The organism is Anatilimnocola aquadivae, from assembly GCF_049819085.1.
GTDB lineage: Bacteria > Planctomycetota > Planctomycetia > Pirellulales > Pirellulaceae > Anatilimnocola.
Genome location: NZ_CP187419.1, coordinates 3,598,305 through 3,619,282 on the forward strand (window position 1 = coordinate 3,598,305; position 20,978 = coordinate 3,619,282).

18 protein-coding genes are annotated in these 20,978 nt (G+C 58.4%); 13 read left to right on the forward strand and 5 right to left on the reverse strand.

All coding sequences use genetic code 11. The annotated features are described in order from the left end of the window. Position 1: 1 nt before the first annotated feature. Together NA78x_RS14615 and NA78x_RS14620 are read left to right on the forward strand one after the other, a co-directional pair. A complete protein-coding gene (locus tag NA78x_RS14615; RefSeq protein ID WP_425619185.1) occupies positions 2 to 2,392 on the forward strand; it encodes an ABC transporter substrate-binding protein in 2,391 nt (796 codons plus the stop codon). Between the two features lie 4 nt (positions 2,393 to 2,396). Further along, positions 2,397 to 4,082, forward strand: coding sequence for a hypothetical protein (locus tag NA78x_RS14620; protein ID WP_425619186.1), 1,686 nt, complete (start codon positions 2,397 to 2,399; stop codon positions 4,080 to 4,082). Between the two features lie 16 nt (positions 4,083 to 4,098). Here the strand turns inward: NA78x_RS14620 and NA78x_RS14625 are convergent, their stop codons facing one another. Genes NA78x_RS14625 through NA78x_RS14635 form a run of 3 tightly spaced genes read right to left on the reverse strand, consistent with a single transcriptional unit; the run spans position 4,099 to position 7,028 of the window. Beyond that, a complete protein-coding gene (locus NA78x_RS14625) occupies positions 4,099 to 5,562 on the reverse strand; it encodes an RtcB family protein (protein WP_425619187.1) in 1,464 nt (487 codons plus the stop codon). A gap of 48 nt (positions 5,563 to 5,610) precedes the next feature. Continuing rightward, entirely contained in the window at positions 5,611 to 6,033 is a 423-nt protein-coding gene (locus tag NA78x_RS14630) for an archease (RefSeq protein WP_425619188.1), read from the reverse strand. A gap of 2 nt (positions 6,034 to 6,035) precedes the next feature. Further along, a complete protein-coding gene (locus tag NA78x_RS14635) occupies positions 6,036 to 7,028 on the reverse strand; it encodes an acryloyl-CoA reductase (RefSeq protein WP_425619189.1) in 993 nt (330 codons plus the stop codon). A gap of 347 nt (positions 7,029 to 7,375) precedes the next feature. On the opposite strand from NA78x_RS14635, the gene trxA reads away from it, so the two are divergent. Beyond that, positions 7,376 to 7,705: a thioredoxin gene (gene trxA / locus NA78x_RS14640; protein WP_425619190.1), complete on the forward strand. Its 330-nt coding sequence runs from the start codon at positions 7,376 to 7,378 to the stop codon at positions 7,703 to 7,705. A gap of 91 nt (positions 7,706 to 7,796) precedes the next feature. Here the strand turns inward: trxA and NA78x_RS14645 are convergent, their stop codons facing one another. Beyond that, complete coding sequence (locus NA78x_RS14645; RefSeq protein WP_425619191.1) at positions 7,797 to 8,273, reverse strand: hypothetical protein; 477 nt, start codon at positions 8,271 to 8,273, stop codon at positions 7,797 to 7,799. Positions 8,274 to 8,506: 233 nt separating this feature from the next. Here NA78x_RS14645 and NA78x_RS14650 point away from each other — a divergent pair, with 233 nt between their 5' ends. From NA78x_RS14650 to NA78x_RS14660, 3 genes are all read left to right on the forward strand, one after another. Continuing rightward, positions 8,507 to 9,559 carry an AAA family ATPase gene (locus NA78x_RS14650; protein ID WP_425619192.1) on the forward strand — a complete coding sequence of 351 codons (1,053 nt, stop codon included), beginning with the start codon at positions 8,507 to 8,509 and terminating at the stop codon, positions 9,557 to 9,559. Beyond that, on the forward strand, positions 9,516 to 10,418 hold the full coding sequence (locus NA78x_RS14655) for a DUF58 domain-containing protein (protein WP_425619193.1): 903 nt from the start codon (positions 9,516 to 9,518) through the stop codon (positions 10,416 to 10,418). Before NA78x_RS14650 ends, NA78x_RS14655 begins: the two co-directional genes overlap by 44 nt. A gap of 188 nt (positions 10,419 to 10,606) precedes the next feature. Next, positions 10,607 to 12,862: a serine/threonine protein kinase gene (locus NA78x_RS14660; RefSeq protein WP_425619194.1), complete on the forward strand. Its 2,256-nt coding sequence runs from the start codon at positions 10,607 to 10,609 to the stop codon at positions 12,860 to 12,862. A 438-nt stretch (positions 12,863 to 13,300) separates the two neighbouring features. Here the strand turns inward: NA78x_RS14660 and NA78x_RS14665 are convergent, their stop codons facing one another. Further along, complete coding sequence (locus NA78x_RS14665) at positions 13,301 to 14,674, reverse strand: DUF1501 domain-containing protein (protein ID WP_425619195.1); 1,374 nt, start codon at positions 14,672 to 14,674, stop codon at positions 13,301 to 13,303. Between the two features lie 323 nt (positions 14,675 to 14,997). Here NA78x_RS14665 and scpB point away from each other — a divergent pair, with 323 nt between their 5' ends. From scpB to NA78x_RS14700, 7 genes are all read left to right on the forward strand, one after another. After that, a complete protein-coding gene (scpB, locus tag NA78x_RS14670; protein ID WP_425619196.1) occupies positions 14,998 to 15,780 on the forward strand; it encodes an SMC-Scp complex subunit ScpB in 783 nt (260 codons plus the stop codon). 24 nt (positions 15,781 to 15,804) lie between these two features. Continuing rightward, entirely contained in the window at positions 15,805 to 16,173 is a 369-nt protein-coding gene (locus NA78x_RS14675; protein ID WP_425619197.1) for a hypothetical protein, read from the forward strand. 149 nt (positions 16,174 to 16,322) lie between these two features. Beyond that, on the forward strand, positions 16,323 to 17,066 hold the full coding sequence (pyrH, locus tag NA78x_RS14680) for a UMP kinase (protein WP_425619198.1): 744 nt from the start codon (positions 16,323 to 16,325) through the stop codon (positions 17,064 to 17,066). 172 nt (positions 17,067 to 17,238) lie between these two features. Then, positions 17,239 to 17,625 (forward strand): VOC family protein, encoded by a 387-nt coding sequence (locus NA78x_RS14685; RefSeq protein ID WP_425619199.1) that lies wholly within the window; start codon positions 17,239 to 17,241, stop codon positions 17,623 to 17,625. Positions 17,626 to 17,679: 54 nt separating this feature from the next. After that, positions 17,680 to 18,210: a DUF3592 domain-containing protein gene (locus NA78x_RS14690; protein WP_425619200.1), complete on the forward strand. Its 531-nt coding sequence runs from the start codon at positions 17,680 to 17,682 to the stop codon at positions 18,208 to 18,210. A gap of 269 nt (positions 18,211 to 18,479) precedes the next feature. Next, positions 18,480 to 18,755 carry a hypothetical protein gene (locus NA78x_RS14695; RefSeq protein WP_425619201.1) on the forward strand — a complete coding sequence of 92 codons (276 nt, stop codon included), beginning with the start codon at positions 18,480 to 18,482 and terminating at the stop codon, positions 18,753 to 18,755. 68 nt (positions 18,756 to 18,823) lie between these two features. Then, the gene (locus NA78x_RS14700; protein WP_425619202.1) at positions 18,824 to 20,698 is read left to right on the forward strand and encodes an NPCBM/NEW2 domain-containing protein; all 1,875 of its coding nucleotides are present in this window, start codon (positions 18,824 to 18,826) and stop codon (positions 20,696 to 20,698) included. Positions 20,699 to 20,978: the final 280 nt, after the last annotated feature.

Genomic DNA, 20,978 nt, shown 5'->3' on the forward strand with positions numbered 1-20,978 from the left:
CATGCCACTCCTCGAACCTATGATGCTGCCGATTCGCCTCAGTGATCGAACCCGCGCGCTCAGCACGTTGGCAATCCTGTTCTTGATCGGCTTCGCAACCGTTGCTCTTGCTCAGCCGAAGGGTGGCAAGCCTGCTCCCGCTCCGGGCGTGAAGCTGCGCATCTTTGAATCGGAACCATTCGACCAACTCACGCTGGATGACAAAAACGACAACGCCGTGATCAAGGTGCGGCCGATTCCGTTTCCGAATCGCGTCGTTCCCGCGAAGCCTAAGCCTAGCGACAAATTGAAGGTCAAGCTGCTGGACGATGCGCGCGATTTTGAAATCACCTGGTTCAACATCACCAAGATTGATCTGTTCGAGCAGATGGTTCTGGATGAGGCCAATGCTCTCACCGCCGCCGGAAAGCTGGACGAGGCTTACGACTTCTACGTTTTTCTGCTCGATAACTACCCCAGCACTCCGGGCCTCGTCGAAGCGCGACAAATGTACTTGTACCTGGCAGCCGGTCAGGCCTTTCGCCAGAAGAGCTATGCCGAAGCGCTCGGCGTGCTGGAAGAGTTGCGATCGCTCAATCCCGATTTTCGCGCGAGCGCGACCGCGCCCACGATCATGCAAATTGTCGGCAGCACAGCCGATAACTTGATCGGTGGTTATGTCGCCAAGCAGGATTTTCGCTCGGCTCGTTTGCTGCTCGCCAGGCTGATCAAAACTTACGACGCCGCCAACGAACCCTTCGCCACCAAATGGCTGGGCCAACTCAGCGAAATGGCCAGTACCGAACGCGACAAGGCTAAAGCGCTGCTTGCCGAAAACAAGTTCGTCGAAGCGTACGATGCCACCAACCGCATGCGCAACATCTGGCCCACGGTCGCCGGAGGCAATGAGTTGCTGATCGAGATGACGCGCAGATACCCGCTCATTTCCGTTGGCGTCACGCACCCTGCTAGGTCGTTCGATGCTCGCAGCTTAATCGATCCGGCCGCTCGGCGTGCAGGGCGACTCGTGCAACGCCAGATCACTGATTTTGCCAGCATGGGGCCCGAAGGCGGTAAATATTCGAGCCCCTTGGGCGAGATCATTCGCAGTGATGACGGCCGCAGCTTCGTGCTCGATATGAAACCGCTCGGCGATCGACCACCGGCGGTCTCTCCGTATGATGTTGCCCAGCGACTCTTGGAGTTGGCCGATGAGACGCACGCCGAGGTTCAACCTGCCTGGTCGCGCCTCGTCTCGGCGGTGCAGGTGAAAAAGTCGTACGAGGTGCAGATCGACCTGCGCGTACCTCATGTGCTGCCGGAAGCGGTGCTGCAGGTTCCCGTAATCCCCGTCGAAGACGAGACGCAAGGCAGCAAGCTCGGCCCCTTCAAGCTGCTAACCTCCAAGGACCAGAAAACCGAGCGGTTTGTCCGCAACGATGCCAGCCCATTCGTCTCGCCCGGTCAGCCTGCGGAGATTGTCGAACGGCTGTACGACGATCCCCAGCGAATGATCCTGGCGCTCAAGCGGGGCGAAGTCGACGTGCTGGATCAAGTTTTCCCCAGCGATGTCAGCAGCCTACGAGCCGATTCGAATGTTGTCGTCGCGCAGTATTCGGTACCCACCACGCACATGCTACTGGTGAATCGCAATCATCCGTTTCTCGCCAATCGCACCTTTCGCCGCGCATTACTCTACGCCAGCGATCGGCAAACCATTCTGCAGCAGGGGCTGCTCAAGGGGCAAACGCTCGAAGGTTGGCGCGTGGTCAGTGGACCATTCCCGGCTCCCGCCAACACTAGCGACAATGTTGCCTACGGCTACGACAATGATGTTCTGCCTCGCGCTTACGACCCGCGGCTAGCGATCGTCCTCAAGGTGCTGGCCACGCGCGAACTCAAGATTGCGGCGGAGAAGACGATGTCGGAAGTTCCCAAATGGCGACCGCTCGTGCTGGGACATCCGGCTGACGAAACGAGCCGTCTGGCGTGCCGGGCACTTGTTAAGCAATGGCAGATCGCCGGGATCGACTGCAAGTTGCAAGAGTTCCCGCTGGGTGTTTTCAGCGAGCCGCAGGACAAGTGCGATCTCACCTACGTGCAAGCAGCTACCTGGGAACCAATCATTGATGCCTCGCGCCTGTTTGGGGCCGAAGGAATCACGCCGACCGACAACGCTTTCATCCGTCTGGCCATCAAGCAGATTGAGGCCGCCAGTAATTGGCAACAAGTTCGCCAGCGAATGCAACAACTGCATCACTTGGTGCACGAAGATGTCTCGGTTCTGCCCCTGTGGCAAACCTACGACTACTATGCCTATCGGCGCGGCATAACCGCCCTCAAGGCCGACCGCGCCACGCTCTATCAGGACGTGCAGCAATGGCAGCCCGAAACGAAGCTGGTGAGCAATTAAGCCGATGAACTCGCCCTCACCGTTTTCGAACTTCGCCCCTGCCGCTCCGTGCGGAACTGGCCGAACCCGCGCGCTCATTCGCTGGACTTTGTTGCTGGCGCTGTTCTTGCTTTTCACTGTTTCTCACCGCGATTGCTACGGACAAGCGGCGTGGGAGTTTTTGCCCTACCAGGTTCGCGTGTGGGTTGCCTTGCCCGACGATCCCACCTGGCAGGCAGCTCAATTCGAACAGTTGCGCGCGACACTGGCCGGCCGGGCAGAAGCTACGTTTGGTCCACTTTGGTCGACCGAAGTGCTGACGGCCCCGCCTGCAATTGCGGGTGACCTTCGGCTGCGGATGGCCGACTTGACGGTTGCCCAGGTGCAAGCGGCGGCATCCCTGCAGGGGATCGACAAGATCTATCTGGTGGGCGTCAATGACATCGACGGCACGCTGCACCTGCAAGTGCGGGAATTCGATGCCCGCGCGCGACAATTCGGCATGATCCTGGATCGCGAAACACTCCAGCGGGAAGCGTTGCCTTGGGTCATGTGGGATGCGATCGCGCGGGCCTTCACGCCGATTGCCAAAGTCGAGCGGGTTGATGGAAAGACCATCGTGGCCCGCATTCGTGCCTCGGGACTCATCACTACGGAAGAGTCTCCCGCGTGGATCCGGCCCGGCGCAGTTCTGCGGCCGGTGATTCGCCGTAATGATCGCGCGGGTGAGCCGATCAAGGGTGGCATCAGTACGGTTCCTTGGACGTTGATGGAAGTGAAAGAGCAGAACGGTTCGCTGCTGACCTGCAAATTGAACACCGGCTACGCCTCGCCGATTCCTGCCAAGGCGAACGCGCGTACGGAACGGTTGGCGCTGCTGGTGCAGCCACAATTCCCTTCGACGGTGCTGCACCTGAGTGCGCGAGACGCGAGCAAGACGCCACTAACCGGCTACGAGGTCTGGCGCAAGACTAGCGAGACCGATGGCGAACTGCTCGGTGCCACCGATTGGCGCGGCAACATCGAATTACCTGCTGCCAAGGCCAGCGCGCTCGAAACATTGCTCATCAAAAGTGGCGGTCAGCTGTTGGCGCGGTTGCCCATGGTCCCCGGCCAACAAGCCACCATGGACGCTTTCGTGGTGAACGACGACGGCCGGCTGCAGGCCGAGGGCTTCATCATTGCGTTGCAAAGCAAGATCATGGACGTCGAAGCTCGCCGCCAGATCACCGCTGCCCGCATTCGTTCGAAGATTAAAGAAGACAAGCTAGACGAAGCGCGTCAATTGCTCGATCAGTTCCGCTCCTACGAAACCCGCTCCGATCTTAACCGCTTAATTGACCAGCAGAATATCAAGTCGGTCGATCCCACGACGCAAAAGCGAATCGAAAAACTTTTCAGCGACGCGCGGGGTCTGTTGCAGAAATTCATCTCGCCGGAACTGGCCATTACCCTGCAGCGCGAGGTGCAAAATGGCAAGGTCGCGACTGCAGCGCCCCCTGCAACAACCTCGGCGACCGCTCCCGCGGCAACGACACCTGCTGCTGCCACACCGGCTACTCCGGCTCCCTCACCGGGACCAGCAACGACTCCGGAAGCAACCACGCCGATGCCGACACCTCCTGGAACGCCAGCCGCTGCCAATCCATTCGAGCCGGCCGAGCCTGCACCGGCGACACCTGCCAAGCCTGTGAATCCGTTCGATCCTTAGTACAACCCGGCGCTGCTTATCCCTTCACGACCCCGATGGGGCGCATGCGGGCGACCTTGGTGGCCAGGTTCGCGCGATGCACAACGTCGACAACCTGGTCCACGTTCTTGTAAGCATCGGGCTGCTCTTCGGCGAGGCCGCGCCAGCTGCGAGCGCGAGCTTCAATGCCTTTGGCGAGTAGTTCCTGATCGATCCGTCGGCCAGCTGCATGCGCCACGGCCGCAGTTCGGCTCATCACGCGACCCGCGCCGTGACAGGCTGAGCCAAACGACTGTTCCATGCTTCCCGGGGCACCAAAGAGCACCCAGCTGGCGCGGCCCATGTCGCCAGGAATGATCACAGGCTGGCCAATGGACGCGTACTGCGAGGGAACCTCGGGATGGCCTTTGGGAAAGGCCCGCGTGGCCCCTTTACGATGCACCCAGACTTTCTTCTTTGCTCCGTTCACGGTGTGCTCTTCCAGCTTGGCGATGTTGTGGGCCACGTCATAAACCAGGCTCATATGCAAAGCTTCCCAACCCTTGCCGAAAGTGAGTTCGAACGACTCGCGGGCTTGCCACATCAGCAGTTGGCGATTGCACCAGGCATAGTTGGCAGCGGCCGACATGGCACCCAGATATTGTCGCCCCTCGTCACTGTTCACCGGCGCGCAGACGAGTTGCTTATCCGGCAAGTGAATGCCGTACTTGGCGGGAGCCTGACGTAGCTCCCGCAGCGCGTCGTCACAAACCTGGTAGCCGAGGCCGCGACTACCCGAGTGGATCATCACGCATACCATATCTTTTTCGAGGCCCATCACCTGAGCCGCGTCGGCATCGAAAATGGCATCGACGACCTGAACCTCTAAAAAGTGATTGCCCGAGCCGAGCGTGCCGCACTGCTGCGCTCCGCGCGTGAGCGCCCGCTCGCTGACGAAGTCGGGCTCGGCGGTGTTCAAGTAGCCGCCCGCTTCCGTGTGGTCGAGATCGTTCGCGGTAACGAGGCCGCGTTTCTTTAAATACGAAGCACCTTTGCCCATCAAGTCGCGCAGTTCACGATGGCTGAAGCGATACTTGCCTTCTTGCCCCAAGCCAGCAGGCACATGCGAGTAAAGCGTATCCATGAGCCGTTTGAGATGCGGCTTGACGTCTTGATAAAACAAACTGGAGCGGACCAGTCGCACGCCGCAGTTGATGTCGTAGCCCACACCGCCGGGCGAGATCACGCCGCCCTCGTTGGGATCCGTCGCCGCGACGCCGCCAATACAAAAACCATAACCCCAGTGAATGTCGGGCATGGCCAGACTGGCGCTTTGAATGCCCGGCAGGAACGCGACGTTGGCCACTTGTTCAGCCGCCTGATCCTTGCGGATGAGTTCCATCAGCAGTTCGTCGGCGAAGATCAGGCCGTCGACGAGCATGCCCTCTTTGTACGACTTCGGAATGCGCCAGAGGCAGTCATTGACTTGCTCGAGCGGTCCGTAGAAGCCACTTTTTGCCATGATTGCACTGCTGTCCAAAAATCGTGTCAAAAACCAAAAGTTCAAAAATCAAATATCGACAATCACTTCCGCCAGCCAACTACCGTCGGGCTGTCGCTCGATAAGCAGGTCGTGATAGGTAATCGCCTTCACTTCATGATCGAGTTCGTGACGAGTTTCATCGGCCACTTCACCGCGGCAGGTTGCCGTCAGCGAGTAAACCAGATCTGCTTGCTCGACGTGAACCGCGAACTGACCCAGTAGCATACGTGACTCTTCAAACGCATAGATCAACTCGGTGAGCCAATCGAAGAGCAAGTAATCGAGCGAGTCGCCTTGCAGCGTGAAGGTTCTCTCCGAGACAGGCCGAACCGCCTCGAGGTTCGCGAGCTGCGTCATTAATCCCCGGGCCGCATCGACAAACAGCTCATCGAGCGAACTCGCGCGGACGCGAATGCCAAGGTCCGCAGTGTGCTCGAAGACTTCAAACATGGTTACACCTTCACGATCGTTCGTCCCACGATCTCACCCTTCAAAATCTGCTGAATCTTCTCCTCGATTCCGGTCAGCCTTACTTCCGTCGCCAGTGATTCCAAATCGTTGATCCGCCACGGACCAGCCAGCTGTTCCCAGATTCGCAGGCGGCGATCGTAGGGGAGCGCTGCGGAAGCAATACCGGCCAGGATCACACCGCGGAGCAAAAACGGATGCACCGTGAGTGGCAGCTCGGTTCCGCCGACAAGCCCACAGGCCGCAACGACGCCGTAGTCTTTTAGTTGGCGCAGGATCGTCGTCAATGTGTTGCCACCGACAGTATCGACGGCGGCAGCCCAGCGTGAGGAAAGGAGCGGCTTCGTCGAAGCATTCTGCACTTCCTCGCGGCCGATTACTTCCTTCGCGCCCCAGCTTTGCAGTGTGCTGCGCAATCGTTCCTTCCCAGTTACCGCAACGACGTGGTAGCCCAACTGCGCGAGTAGTTTCACGGCCAAGGAACCCACACCGCCCGTCGCTCCGGTAACGACCACTTCGCCAGCACCAGGACCGATGCCATTGGTGATCAGCGCCTGCACGCACTGCGCGGCGGTGAAGCCGGCCGTGCCGAGAATCATCGACTCCTTGAGCGAGAGCCCCGCCGGCACCGGCACAATCCAAGAAGCTGGCACGCGAACATACTCGGACCAACCTCCCCAGTGACCGGCTCCCAAGTCGTAGCCCGTAATCACGACGCTCTGGCCGGGCAGCAGGTTCGGGCTGCTGCTTGCGGCAATCATCCCGGCGGCATCAATGCCCGGCACATGCGGCAGCGAGCGGACTACGCCCGGATGCCCGCTGGCCGCGAGGGCGTCTTTGTAGTTCAGCGACGAGTACTCCACCCGCAACAGCACCTCATCCGGCGCCAGATCATCAAGGCTGAGCGACTTTATCGATCGGGAGATATTTCCGGCGGAGTCTTTTTCGACATAGAAGCAATCGAAGCGCATGGTCATGATCGGTTCCTGGAGAGAAGGCTTGTCTGGCGCAAGTGTCCCAGCTGCGCCAGCGGACGAAGTGACGCCCGCCGTGGTCGCCCTTGTCGTGGACGTAGGTGCTTGCTCCAGCATGAGTTACGCATGACTCGTGGGGCCATGCCTCGTTGACAGCATCTTCACAAGACACCTAGAATCTGGAATTCTGCCAGCAATTGGCAAGACTGATGAAGCCACTTTCCGAAGTAGCTTAGCCGCCGCGGTGAAAGGACTGATCCACCCGGCGGTATATAAGTACGGATAACTTCGCCGTCGAACCAGAAAGTCATCATCAAGCCAGCCGCCAGGGCGGCGCAAAGGAGCACCACATGGGCGCGAATGTAGTCGAAATCAACGATACCAATTTCCAAGCGGAAGTCCTCACGGGTGACGAACCCGTGCTCGTCGACTTCTGGGCTCCCTGGTGCGGACCTTGCCGCAAGATTGCTCCCATGATCGATGAATTGGCTACCGAAAATGTCGGCAAGGCAAAGGTTGGCAAAGTGAATGTCGATGACAGCCAATCGTCGGCCATGCAGTACGGAATCGAAGCAATTCCCACGCTGATCATTTTCCACAAGGGTCAGCCGATTCAACGCTTTCAAGGCATTCCGAATAAAGCCCGCGTGCAAGAGGCGCTCGACGCCGCCAAGGCATAGTCGAAGCGTCTGTGCGCGACCAAGCTAGAAGTCTCCAGCCCGTGGATCATGAATCTGCGGGCTGGTGCTGTTTCTTGGCCACTTTGCCGCGCTAAACACCCATTGCGGCCAGCATTGCGAAGACGATCGCCACCGAGGTGACGAGCGCGCTGATCCCACAGCCAGCCAGCGAAATCGTGCGCGACCAATGACCGCTACGGCTTCCATTGGTTGCCATGGAGATCAGTGAGACGAGCAGTCCTAAAAATGGAATTGGACTGAGGACCAACGAACCAACTGCCAGGCCTCCCTTCCAACGCCCAACGGGCGGATTGAGCAGCCTCGCCAATTCATCCGGCAGCAAATAGGGCAGTTCGGCCAATGCGATTGGTGAAGTGTACTTCGTATTGCACGTGGCGCACTCGATGTAATTCACTCGCCGAAAAGGAGTTAGGGGTATGGATCGCAGCAGCACGAATCGCTCGCGGTATTCGTAGGACGTGGCTTGGGTCTCGGGGCATTTGCACGCGAGACAGCGAATCCGCAGATAGGGCCCTGGGGCGATTTGATGTTGCAGTCCGAGCAGCATGGGTTAGTCCACAGAATCTTTGAAAAGAGCTTTGTTACGCGGCTCCAAGAGTCATAGTCATCGTAGTTGGCTCGATTTCGTTCGAATGATGATTTCGCAGATTCTTGGCCGCCAGATTCTAACCTTGATGCTTTATTTCGATCTTAAGCTCTGGACTGGCGGTGTCTTGTACCATCGCTCCCTAGTAAGATAAACGCATCCAGCGAGACACATACCTTTCTCCCAGCCAGATTATGACCACCGCCGATTTGCAAGCCGTTCATCAACTGCACGAAGCGTATGGGCAAATCACGCGCGAGTTGAGCAAGGTGGTCGTTGGCCAGCAATCGGTGATCGAACAGTTGTTGGTCGCCATGTTCTCGCGCGGGCATTGCTTGCTCGTTGGTGTGCCAGGTTTGGCGAAAACACTGATGATTCGGAGCGTGGCTGATGCGCTCGCGCTGCAGTTCAGTCGCGTGCAGTTCACGCCGGACTTGATGCCGTCGGACATCACCGGCACGGAAGTAATTCAGGAAGACAAGAGCACGGGCCAACGTGTGTTTCGCTTTTTGCCCGGCCCTATCTTCGCCAATATTGTGCTCGCCGACGAGATCAACCGCACACCGCCGAAGACGCAGGCCGCGTTGCTCGAAGCAATGCAAGAGAATCAAGTAACCGTCGGCGGAATGCGACACGTGTTGCCCGAGCCGTTCTTTGTGCTCGCGACGCAGAACCCGATCGAACAAGAAGGCACGTATCCGCTACCCGAAGCTCAGCTCGATCGCTTCATGTTTCATGTCTGGGTCGATTATCCCAGCCTGGAAGAAGAGCTGGAGATCGTGAAGCGAACCACGGCCGAGCAAGATTTCAAAATCGTCCCGACTCTGTCCGCTGAGCACATTCAGGAACTGGTACGCATCGTTCGCAAGGTTCCCGTGGCTGATCACGTCGCCCGCTATGCCTTGCAACTCGTGCGCATGACTCGTCGCAGCGAGCCCGACGCGCCAGCCTTTGTAAAGGACTATGTATTGTGGGGCGCGGGGCCGCGAGCAAGCCAATTTCTGGTGCTGGGTGCCAAAGCTCGCGCCGTGCTCAAGGGGCGGCTATTTGTCACCCACGAAGACATCCAAGCGATCGCTCCGCCGGTCTTACGCCATCGCTTGAAGACGAACTTCAACGCTGATGCCGAGGGGATTACGCCGGATGAGATTGTTCGCCGTCTGATCAATCATGTCACTCCGCCCGCCGATGAGGATCCTGCTGGTGGCAAGCTCACCGACGTCCTTCGATCCCAGGCAGCTGGCTAAGCTTCGCGGCCTGCGGTTACGCGCCCGGCATGTTGTCGAGGGCTACATCGCGGGTCAGCATCGCAGCACTTTGCATGGTTACTCCATCGAGTTCGCGGAACACCGCGAATACTCGCCGGGAGACGATCTGCGCCATCTGGATTGGAAAGTTTTCGGCCGTACTGACAAGTTCTACTTGAAGCAGTATGAGGACGAGACCAACCTGCTCTGCCACCTAGTGGTGGATACCAGCGAGAGCATGACCTATCAAAGTGCTGAAGCGGCCCTGTCGAAGGCTGAGTTCGCGCAGTGCCTGGCAGCTTCGATTGCCTGGCTCGTCTTGCAGCAGCAGGACTCGGTGGGCCTCGCCACTTTCGATTCGCAGATTCGCGCACTCATTCGCCCCAGTGGTGCCGCTCCGCAGTTGCAACAAGTGCTGCAAGTGCTGGAAAACGCAAAGCCCGGCACGAAGACATCCGCGGGGCAGATTCTGCACGAACTGGCCGAAAGGCTGAACAAGCGCGGCGTGGTGGTCGTGATTAGCGACCTGCTCGACGATCCGGCGAACGTGCTTGCTGGCCTCCGGCACTGCCGGCATCGGCGGCATGATGTCGTCGTGTTTCATGTGCTCGATCCGGCCGAACTCGACTTTCCCTTTCGTGGCCCCACCAAGTTCAACGGCCTCGAAGCAATGCCCGAGGTCTTCGCGGAGCCCGAGATGCTGCGGCAAGCGTACCTGCGCGAGTTCAACGCCTATCGCGAGAAGCTCGAAGAGGGGTGCCAGAATCAGCAAATCGATTACGTGCTGGCCAGTACCGCCACGCCTTTCGATCAACTGCTCGCCCGCTTTCTGGTCGCGCGGCGGACCAAGGTGCACTAAGTCGCGGCGGGCGAACCCAATCTGTAGTTGCGCGCTCGCTTCCGGCGAGGAAGCGTTTCCCAGCAATCTTCTCGCGATTCTCGGGCAAAACCGGCCAATTTGCCGTGATTCGGCACCGTAACTAAGATAGAAGACTTCGCCCTGAGCGTTCGCCGGGGTGCTACCTGCTTGAGAATGACGATCTTCCTATGTGGAACTGGCTTGGCTCCTTGATTGGACGTACGCGCGAGAATCGGGGCGCGGGCCAGGCGCATATGACCTTTGGCCAGACATCGTTCGGCCGAACGATGTCGCGCACCGGATTGCTGCTCAAGAAGCAGATCTGGATTTGGCCGATCATCGCGGTGGTTCTGCTGGCGACGATTGGCTACTTCGTGCGGGTATCGATCCAACGGACGATGGAAGACAACCTTCGTTCGCAGTTGACGGTGCTGCGCGATGTCGAGCGGGCGATGCTCGAAAAATGGTTCAAGGTGCAAGAGTCAAATGCTCAGTCGCTGGCCAGCGAGCCAGAAGTTCGGCAGGCGATTGCCAAATTGCTCATCGCCAGTCGCCCTGATGCCGAACCGCCGTCAACTCCTGCCGTTTTGAAGGAACTTCATGCTACGCTGCGCACCGAACTGGAGCCAGGCATGCAAGCGCACAAGTTCTTCGGCTTTATCGTGGCCGATCGCGATCAGCGAATTGTTTCTTCTAACTCCGAAGAACTGATTGGTCAGAATATCCCTGCCTACGAAGAATTCCTCGGTCGCATTCTTGATGGCAAATCTACTGTTACGCCACCGTTTCCCAGCCTGGCGCTGCAGAAGGATCAGGACGGCAAGATGCGCACCGGGCTGCCGACAATGTTTGCCTGCGTGCCCGTGCGCGACGAGAACTATCAAATCATTGCCGTGCTCGGTATGCGGATTCGCCCCGAGAAGGAATTCACCGAGATCTTGCAATTCGGCAAGTTCGGCAACACGGGCGAGACCTATGCCATCGACGAGAACTACACACTCGTTTCGAACAGTCGCTTCGATGACAAATTGAAGTTGCTGGGACTCATTCCCGACAACGAACATTCGGCCTCGATTCTGAACATTCAGGTCCGCGATCCAGGCGGCGATATCACCGGTAGTTTTCGGCCGCAAGTGCATCGCTCCAAGCTTCCGCCCACGAAAGTGGCGCAGGAAGCCGTCAAAGGAACGACGGGGGTCGACCTTACTTCCTATCGCGACTATCGCGGCGTACCCACCGTGGCTGCTTGGACCTGGCTCCCAGACTACGACATCGGCCTGATCACCAAGATCGAATACGCCGAAGCGTTTGGTCCGCTGACGATTTTGAAGCGAACCTTCTACACGCTGTTCGCCTTGCTTGCCCTAAGTGCCATCGCCATTTTCGTCTTCACGCTGATTGTGACGCGATTGCAACGCGAAGCGCAAAAGGCGGCCATCGAAGCGAAGCAACTCGGACAGTATCGCTTGGAAGAACAGATCGGCGCGGGAGCGATGGGCGTCGTCTATCGCGGCCAACATGCGATGCTCCGCCGGCCGACGGCCATCAAGATGCTCGAGGTCGACAAGGTCAACGAAGCCTCGCTGGCCCGCTTCGAACGCGAAGTGCAGATTACCTGCAAGCTGAACAATCCACATACCGTCGCCATCTACGACTTTGGGCGCACGCCCGAGGGTGTCTTTTATTATGCGATGGAGTATCTCGACGGCATCAACTTGCAGCACCTGGTCGAAAAGTACGGTGCCCAGAGCGAAGCCCGCACCGTCAGCATTCTCAAGCAGATTTGTGCATCACTATTCGAGGCCCATTCGCTGGGGCTCGTCCATCGCGATATCAAGCCCGCGAACGTGATGCTCAATCGTCGCGGTGCCGAACCCGACGTGGTGAAGGTGCTCGACTTTGGCCTGGTGAAGGCGATCAACGAACGACAGGCGGCAGCGGGGAACGACCTGTCGGGAACGCCGCTTTACATGTCGCCCGAGGCGATTCAAACGCCCGACTTGATCGATGCCCGCAGCGATTTGTATGCGGTGGGAGCCGTCGGTTACTTTTTGTTGACCGGCCAAACGGTGTTCAATGCCCGTACGCTGAGTGAACTGTGTCAGCAGCACGTCGACATGGCTCCCGAGACCCCCTCGCAACGGTCGGGGCGCGCGATCTCGGCGGAACTAGAACATGCAATTCTCGCCTGCCTAGAAAAGAGCCGGGCCAAGCGACCTCAAACGGCGCGCGACTTGGCAGCCATGCTCGACCGCGTGGCAATCTCACAAGCGTGGACGCTCGACGACGCCGAAGCTTGGTGGGGACGTCACGAGCGGGGCGAATCGAACGCGAACATCGCCGCCGCTGCTTTGCCGGGCGCGACTTCTAATCCACCTCGTCCCGCCGGGACGGGCACCGTCATCAGCGGCCTCGACCGCACCATCGATGGCAGCGGTTCGTAGGCAATGACTAGCACCAACGAAGAAAAGGCCGCAGTCAGATTACTCCGACTGCGGCGCGGCAGGCGTTAGATATCTTCATCGGTCAGATCGATCAGATCTGCCTCCCCGAGCCAAAGGGAAAATCTTCAGAGCTTCGGCAAGCTACGAATCTGGTACTGATTCCCATCTTCCAGGCAGAGATAGTTCCCCAGAATTCCGCCCCGCCGAATGCGCCGAAATGTCTTACCGAGCGCATAGATCGTGCGGAAAGTGCGCGAGCACGTAACTGGCGAGATCCATGCGAGGGTGCGTCCGAGCCGCTGTCCAGGCTGAGCCGACCGGCGGATAATCAGCTTTGTTCAGATGCGAACCATGAGAACCTCCTGGCGTGAGTTGCTGCAGGAAGGACGCACAGTACGTGAAATGGTTCAGCAGAAAAGCTTCGACTGGGCAGGTGCCCTAAAACAACTCATTAATCACCGCGCCGTGATCGATCGAGACGATCGGCCGGCCGGTGAGATCGGGATAGCTGACGTGCGGATCGACGCCGAGGACTTTGAAGAGCGTGTGATGCAGGTCGCCGGGCATCAGCGGTTGATCTTGCGGAACTTCGCCTAGGCGGTTGGTGCTACCGATGAGTCGACCACCCTTGATGCCGCCGCCGCCGATGAGAACCGACATGGCATTGCCCCAGTGATCACGACCGGGCGTGCCCATGCTCCCAGCAGCGCCGCCATTGCCGCCGTCGTTCATGCGCGGCGTACGGCCGAACTCACCACAGAGGACGACAGTGACTTTTTCGTATAAGCCACGATCGGCCAGATCGGTGAACAGTGCGTAGACGAGTTGATCGATCTTGGGCAGGTAGTTGTCGTAGCCCTTTTGCAGATCCCAGTGGTGATCCCAGCCGCCGAAGTGGCAGGTGACGAACGTCGTGCCAGCCTCGACCAACCGACGAGCCAGCAGCGTGCTTTGACCCCACGGATGGCGACCGTATAGTTCGCGGGTCGCTTCTTTTTCCTGGCTGATATCAAAGGCTTGGCGAGCTTTTTCGCCGGTGATCATTTCGTACGCGCTGCGATCGAATTTATCCATCGCTTCGAGCTTGCCGCTGCGGTCCATTTCGCGCCGTAGCTTGTCCATGCTCGAAAGAAGATTGCGTCGATCTTCAAGACGATCGACGGTCATCGTCTTGCCGAGCGTGAGATTCTTCACTTCGAACTTCGGGTTGTTTGCGTCCCCTTCGGTCTCAAACGGATTCTCTTGCGGGCCGATGTAGTTGCCGCCGAAATAGCCTGGTCGCAAGCCAATGCTCATCGCATGGGGAACAGCGACATTCGCCGGCATGCCATGCTGACGCGGGCCCGATTGCTTGGTGGCGATGCCGCCAAAGAACGGAAACTTGCCAGCAGTCGCAGCTCCGCTCACCCCGCCGCGGCCCGTGAGCATCCAGTGACCGGCGGTGAAGTGATCGCCGTTGTTGTGATGCATCGAGCGGATGACGGAAAACTTGTCGGCCACCTTGGCATGCAGCGGAAACAGTTCCGTCACTTCCATGCCCGGGACGTTCGTCTTGATCGGTCGCCAAATGCCGCGATACTCCGGCGGCGCTTCCGGCTTCATGTCGTAAGTGTCCATGTGACCTGGACCACCGTCGATCCAGAGCAGAATCACCGACGTATCTTTTTTGCCGACCGCCGCCGATGCTTCTTTCAGGTTGAGCCAATAGCCCAAGCCTAAACTACCCATGCCGGCGAGGCCCAGTTGCACAAAGCTGCGGCGAGAAACGCCATCGCAGTAACGGCCAGTCTGGCCAGCATCGATTCGCAACATGGTTCGCCTTTCGCTCGCAGGTAGGGCAGGTCCATCTTTGGTGCGACTGCCAGCGGATTGAGGTGGGACCGCGGGCAGGTGAGGATTGTTCAGCTTGTTCGATTGCGTCGATAAAGTTTAACAACCCGCACAGCTATCAAAGTACGTTGATTTGTATTCTAGGTCGGCTTGGCGGGGATAGTCAATTGAGCTAGACCGGCTGTAGAGAGATTCTTGCGGGGCAAGAGGTGCGACCTTCGTCCCCCTGCTTGCCCGTAACTTCGTTCCCGCCTTATCTTACGTCCGTGCGATCAACCTTTCAGCGGAGCTGAATCAGACGCCCGATGCGCCAGATCTCTACTATTCCGGCGATACAGCTAAAGAGCAGCGCCGCGCGCTATTCGGGTTCGATTGTTCTGCGTACCTGTGCCACGGTGCGGCCCAGCTATCAGCAGCCAATTCTGCCCAATACTGCTCCGCAAGCGCTGTTGCTGCATGTCGAGGACGAAGACGAATTGCGGCACACCGCCAGGCAGCGATTGGAGGCTGTGTTGTTCCTGGCGCGCGAGCCGCTGAATACTCGCAAACTAAGTCAATACGCCAACTTGGCGGATGGTACCGAAGCCCGTACACTAATCCGCCACTTGAACGAGCACTACGATGCCGCCGGTCGGGCGTTTCGAGTAGAACAAGTGGCAGGCGGCTTTCAGTTAATGACGCGCCGTCTATTCAGTTCCTGGCTACGCAGACTGGGGCATGTGCCGCCTGAGCTAAGATTGTCGGCACCCGCCCTAGAAACGCTAGCAGTAATTGCCTATCGTCAACCAACACCGCGGGCCGATATTGAGGCCATTCGCGGCGTGAACTGCGGCGAAGTCATTCGCCAACTAATGGAACGAGACCTGGTTCGCATCGGCTCACGCAGCGAGGAACTTGGCCGCCCTTACTTATACAACACAACCAAACGATTTCTCCAATTATTCGGCCTGGTGAATTTAGACGACTTACCCCGTGCTCAAGAAATGAAGGCGTTCGCAGCTGCTGCTGCCGCGCCGAACCCAAACTTGATTCCGGCTGTCGATTCTTTGCCACCTTTGACCGATGTACCGTACACCGATTCACCGTAGCATCACCGCAAGAAGGAGTTCGACGTGAGTTTATTGACCCCGGATCGATTCTGGCTGGGCGAAGAAGAAGCCGCCACCTGGAAGGCCCGGACGGTCGTCCAGTCTCCCCGCCTGGACGACGAAGACGACTTTGAAGAAGAAGACGAACTCGACGACGACGAGGACGATGACCTCGACGACGAAGAAGACGATCTGGAAGATGACGAAGAAGACCTCGATGACGAGGAAGAAGACGACCTAGAAGACGCCGACGAAGACTTCGATGACGAATGGGAAGAAGTCGACGACGAAGAATTCGATGAAGACGAGGACGAAGAAGAAGACGACCTCGACGACGATGAAGACGACGACTGGGATGACGAAGAGGAAGAAGAAGAGGACGATGAAGAGTAGTGAGGTGAGGCGGGGGGCGAGAGACGAGAGGCGAGGGTAGGAAATCCACATTCCTGCCCTTCCCACGATGTTCTCGCTGCTTGCCGATCGCCCACTACAAAGTCTTGCTCCCGTCTCTCGTATCCCGCACCTCGCCCCCAATTCTCCACATGCCCGATTCATCTGCTCCGCGCGCGCCTTTTAAACGCATCATCCTCAAGCTTTCGGGCGAGAGCATGAGCCATGCAGGAGAGCGCGGCATCGGCGTGAATGAGGTTCTGCATATTGCGGGGCAAGTGAAGCAGGCTCATCAGGCTGGTTGCCAGATTGGGCTGGTGGTGGGGGGCGGCAATATACTGCGCGGCTCGCAGTTCAAAGGTGCTGCCGCGGGGATTCAAGAAGCGACCGCTCATTACATGGGCATGCTCGCTACGGTGATCAACGCCCTGGCGCTGCAAGACGCGCTTGAATCAATTGGCTGTCAGACGCGAGCCATGACGGCCATCAAGATGGATGGCGTCGCTGAGCCTTACATTCGCCGTCGCGCGAAACGGCACCTGGAAAAAGGTCGTATTGTCATTCTCGCTGCCGGCACCGGCAGTCCGTTCGTGACGACCGACACCGCAGCTGCTCAGCGCGCGATGGAGCTCGAAGCGGAAATTCTGATGAAGGCCACCAAGGTCGACGGTGTGTATAGCGACGACCCGGAGCGCAACCCGCACGCCATGCTCTACAGCGAACTGACGTACAACGCCGTTCGCGAACAGAATTTGCGCGTGATGGACAGCACCGCCATCGCGCATTGCATGGAACACAAGATGCCGATTCTCGTGTTCAACTTCCGCAAAGAGGGCAACGTCCTGCGCGCCGTCCGCGGCGAAAAAGTGGGCACGCTCATCAGCAACAAAGCGTAGTCGCGTCTTCTGCGACTAGCCGGGGTCCTCAGCAAGTTCAAGCCAAGCGCCGTTCCGAAGGTGGCCGCGCATCGTCGTTTCTTGTCCGTTGGGCGAGCGAGTGCCAACTATTAAGCAGACGGATTACAATCGAGGGCACTCAACCTGTCTCCTCTTTGTGTGGCGAGTCTTCATGAGCGATTTCAATTCGGAACGCAATCGAGTGGTGTGGGTCGATATTCCCGTGCAGGATCTCGACCGGGCGTTAGCCTTCTATCGGGCGGTGCTCGCCAACGACGCGAGCAAGCAAGAATATTCCGGCGGTGAGTTCGGCCTGCTCGATCACGAGAACGGCAACGGAGGCTGCCTGGTGAAGAACGCGGCGGAAGTCTCCGCGACGAGCGGCTTGCTCGTCTACTTCAACGCCGATGGTCGCATTCGCGATGCGGTGGCCCAGGCCGAAAAGCTCGGCAGCAAAATCCTCGAACCGGTCCATTCGATCGGCCCGCACGGTTTTCGCGCCGTCCTGCTCGACAGCGAAGGGAACAAAATCGCCCTCCACTCCAACCGCGATGGCTAAGAGCGTAAGCTGCAACTTGTCTTGCTTGCTCGCGCCAGATTCCAGGTAGTTTGCATGAAACCATCTACGTCCAGTTGGTTGGGTGTCTTGTTGGCCGTGGGCGTCTTTGTCGCGGCGATGGGCGTCGAATTCCTCACCGTCAACGTCTTTCTCAAAGCCAAGGAAATCGAAAGCTGGCCAGCCACGAAAGGGACGATCCTCAAGTCGGAGTTGACTTCTACTTTTCACGGCACGACGACTTACGAGGCCCAGATCGAGTACGAGTATCAGGTCGGCGAAGAAAAGTACCTGTCGAAACAAGTGCGCACGCGCGGCACCGGAACCAAGCATCAGGTCGATGTCGCTCGGTTAGTTCAGAAATTCCCGGCGGGACAAGAGGTCGACGTCTACTACGACCCGGCGAATCCGTCCGATGCCTATCTGGAAACCGGAGTCGATTTCGTCAACTACATCATCATCGTCTCACCGCTGATTTTCGCGCTCGGGGCCGTCGTGTGTCTCGTCGCAATGCTCAGAGAAAAGTTGGCCAGCGGAACGAATCACGCCACCGAGTCCTATGCTACGACTGACCGAGGTTGGAAGTAGGCTTTGGATCGTGGGAGGAGTGCACGGCCGTAGGGCCGACGGAGGATGCGCAATAGCGTGTTGTCCAGTTAGCAGTGATAGTGTTGTGTTCTATGGCAAGTTTCTTTCTTCAACCGCGCGGGCCACGGCCGGACTTTCGGCTTGTGATCTCTTTTTTGTGGAGCGACTTTCACAACGTCGACACCGAAGGAAACTCGCGCAACCCCGCGTGTCGGGAATGGACGGAACTTCATTGCCAGAACCGTGAGAACAGGAACGAGACGTTCGACGTGGCAGCAGTTTCTGAGAGGCCGCTCGTCCTGGAGGTGCAATCCGACTTTCCGGAACTGGCAGCACGGGTTGCCTACTTCCTGGCCACAGAAACCAGCGCTTCGGTGGCACCTGAGCTTTCTGGCCCGTGGCAAGAAGCTGCGTCGCTACGAACGTCCATCGGCAGCTTTGACCTTTCGGCGGCCGAACTTCGTGCGCGTCAGAGTCTCTGGCGAACAGCGACGTTGGACGAGCCCTATCCGACGCGTCGCACGCTGGGCAACGAAGCGTTATAAAAATGAGAGTAGTTTGAGAACGTGTTCTGATTTTGGTTCGCACGCTGCGAATAATTGCCGGAGGGTTTGTGTCTGCTTGTTTCGTGAATTGTCGCTGGCTGGTCTGTGGTGCCCTGGGTTTGTTGCTGACCAGTGCGGGAGTGGGGCCGTTTGATTCGGGGCAGTTTGCCGTGGCTCAATCGCCACAGGAGCTGATTGCTTCGCAGGTTCCCGCGGCGGTGAAGATCATCGATGCGTACCATGGCGAGGTACCCGTTGCTGCCAAGGAGCGAACCCTGCACTTGATCTATTGGACGCCAGCGGACCGCGAGCCGCAGCCCGAGTATCGCGGGCGGCTATCGCGGGTCTTGCTCGACATCCAAGACTTCTATCGCAAAGAAATGAAGCGGCTGGGGTTTGGCGAGCGGACCATTCGTCTCGCGACCGAAACCGATGGCTTGCTGAAGATTCATCTGGTGCGCGGCACAAAGCCTTATGACGAGTATCACGTGCAGAGCGGCCGGGCGATTCGCGAAGAATGCCTGCCGACGCTGCAAGCCGCGAAGATCGATCCGGCCAAGGAAACGATCGTCATCTTTTGCAACATGAGCAACTGGGACGAGAAGGCAGCTACAATGTCGCAAAACAGCCCGTATTACGCCTCGGGCGGCCTGCGCAATGGCACCGCCTGGCAGGTAGATTCGCCGCTGCTCGATTCGGCCCTGCTAAGCAAAAAAGAGCCAATGCTGCGCGATGGTCAGTACGGGAGGATTTCCGTCGGCCGCTACAACAGCATATTCGTGGGGGGCGTTTGTCACGAATTGGGACATGCCTTGGGCCTGCCGCACAATCGCGAACGGCCCGACGAACGTGCTGCCTTTGGAACGGCCCTGATGGGAAGTGGCAATCGAACCTATGGCGATGAGCGCCGCGGCGAAGGTCGCGGTTCGTTTCTCACGCTCGGCGAAGGATTGAGGCTGGCGAGTCATCCATTGTTCACCGGCTCGACCAAGGGAATCGACTTGCCGGCGAATGCCAAACTGACTGATGTGCAGGTGAAACCGGCTGCCGACAGCAAGTCGTTTGAGTTCTCGGCGACCGTCTCGGCTGATCCACCCGCGTACGCCGTGATCGGTTACATGGACCCGAGTGGCGGCAGCGATTACGACGCGACCACCATCACCGCAGTGCCCGATGAGGCCGGCAAGATCAAACTCAATTGTGCAGCCTTGCAGCCCGGCAAAGCGGGCTCGCTGCGCCTGGTCGTTTGTCAGGCCAACGGCGGCCGCATCGGCGACCAAGTGCTCGCGATTCCCTATGTGGTCGCCGAGAACGGCAAAGTCGATTTGTCATCGTACCAGGCCAAGTCCAGGCTGGTGCCTTTGACGTCTGCCCTGACGGCGAACAAAGCCGACGATGTCGCCGCGGAACTCAAGAAACTCGAACAAGCGGCCAGCGATACCGCCAGCGATCGGCGATTGCTCGAAGTGGCTCAAAGCTTGGCGGCCACGATGAGGCAGACTACGGGACCGATAGCTGCGGAGGCGGAAGGCGACGCTTGCTGGCTGTCCGACTGCCAATGGCAGAGTGCCCGCGTGGGCTGGAAGCGTCCAATGGCGAATCGTCTCCCTAATGAAACGCTGGCCCTGCTGGTAGGAGGTCAACTCTTTGCCCGCGGGCTGTATGCTCACGCGCCGAGTAGCTACACCTTTCAACTGGGTGGCAAATGGAAACGACTGAGTGGCCAGGCGGGACTCGCCGATGGTAACGATGGCTCAGTCGTCTTTGTGATTCAGGGGGACGGGAAAGAACTTTGGCGATCGAAGAAAATCAGCGATGCCAGCCTGCCGACGTTTGATGTGGATGTGAGCACGGTGCAGGAATTGAAGCTGATCGTCGAAGATGCGGGCAACGGCACTGCCAGCGACTGGGGCGTGTGGGTTTCGCCCCAGTTGAAGCGATAGGTTTGCCTGTCAGGCGTGTTGATTATATTTTGAATACATGCTTGACAAATACTCATCACATTCCGATAATGGCGTGGCGTTCTTCTGTAATTTGGTGGAGCGAGTGACGCAGGCAGGCTGCGCGTGCGCGCCGATCGACGGCGTAACCCTGGTCATGCTGAGACGCGATGAAGCACACCCCTCCCAACGGGGCATGTCCAACAATCGGCCCGGTTGTTGGACAAAGAGAGCGTGGTGAGGAATTGACCAAAAAGACACAAGTACTGTGTTATCAGCATCT

Coding starts and splice junctions, on each gene's coding strand:
- NA78x_RS14615 (WP_425619185.1), top strand. CDS start 2: ATGCCACTCCTCGAACCTATGATGCTGCCGATTCGCCTCAGTGATCGA.
- NA78x_RS14620 (WP_425619186.1), top strand. CDS start 2,397: ATGAACTCGCCCTCACCGTTTTCGAACTTCGCCCCTGCCGCTCCGTGC.
- NA78x_RS14625 (WP_425619187.1), bottom strand. CDS start 5,562: ATGGCAAAAAGTGGCTTCTACGGACCGCTCGAGCAAGTCAATGACTGC.
- NA78x_RS14630 (WP_425619188.1), bottom strand. CDS start 6,033: ATGTTTGAAGTCTTCGAGCACACTGCGGACCTTGGCATTCGCGTCCGC.
- NA78x_RS14635 (WP_425619189.1), bottom strand. CDS start 7,028: ATGACCATGCGCTTCGATTGCTTCTATGTCGAAAAAGACTCCGCCGGA.
- trxA (WP_425619190.1), top strand. CDS start 7,376: ATGGGCGCGAATGTAGTCGAAATCAACGATACCAATTTCCAAGCGGAA.
- NA78x_RS14645 (WP_425619191.1), bottom strand. CDS start 8,273: ATGCTGCTCGGACTGCAACATCAAATCGCCCCAGGGCCCTATCTGCGG.
- NA78x_RS14650 (WP_425619192.1), top strand. CDS start 8,507: ATGACCACCGCCGATTTGCAAGCCGTTCATCAACTGCACGAAGCGTAT.
- NA78x_RS14660 (WP_425619194.1), top strand. CDS start 10,607: ATGTGGAACTGGCTTGGCTCCTTGATTGGACGTACGCGCGAGAATCGG.
- NA78x_RS14665 (WP_425619195.1), bottom strand. CDS start 14,674: ATGTTGCGAATCGATGCTGGCCAGACTGGCCGTTACTGCGATGGCGTT.
- scpB (WP_425619196.1), top strand. CDS start 14,998: ATGCGCCAGATCTCTACTATTCCGGCGATACAGCTAAAGAGCAGCGCC.
- pyrH (WP_425619198.1), top strand. CDS start 16,323: ATGCCCGATTCATCTGCTCCGCGCGCGCCTTTTAAACGCATCATCCTC.
- NA78x_RS14685 (WP_425619199.1), top strand. CDS start 17,239: ATGAGCGATTTCAATTCGGAACGCAATCGAGTGGTGTGGGTCGATATT.
- NA78x_RS14690 (WP_425619200.1), top strand. CDS start 17,680: ATGAAACCATCTACGTCCAGTTGGTTGGGTGTCTTGTTGGCCGTGGGC.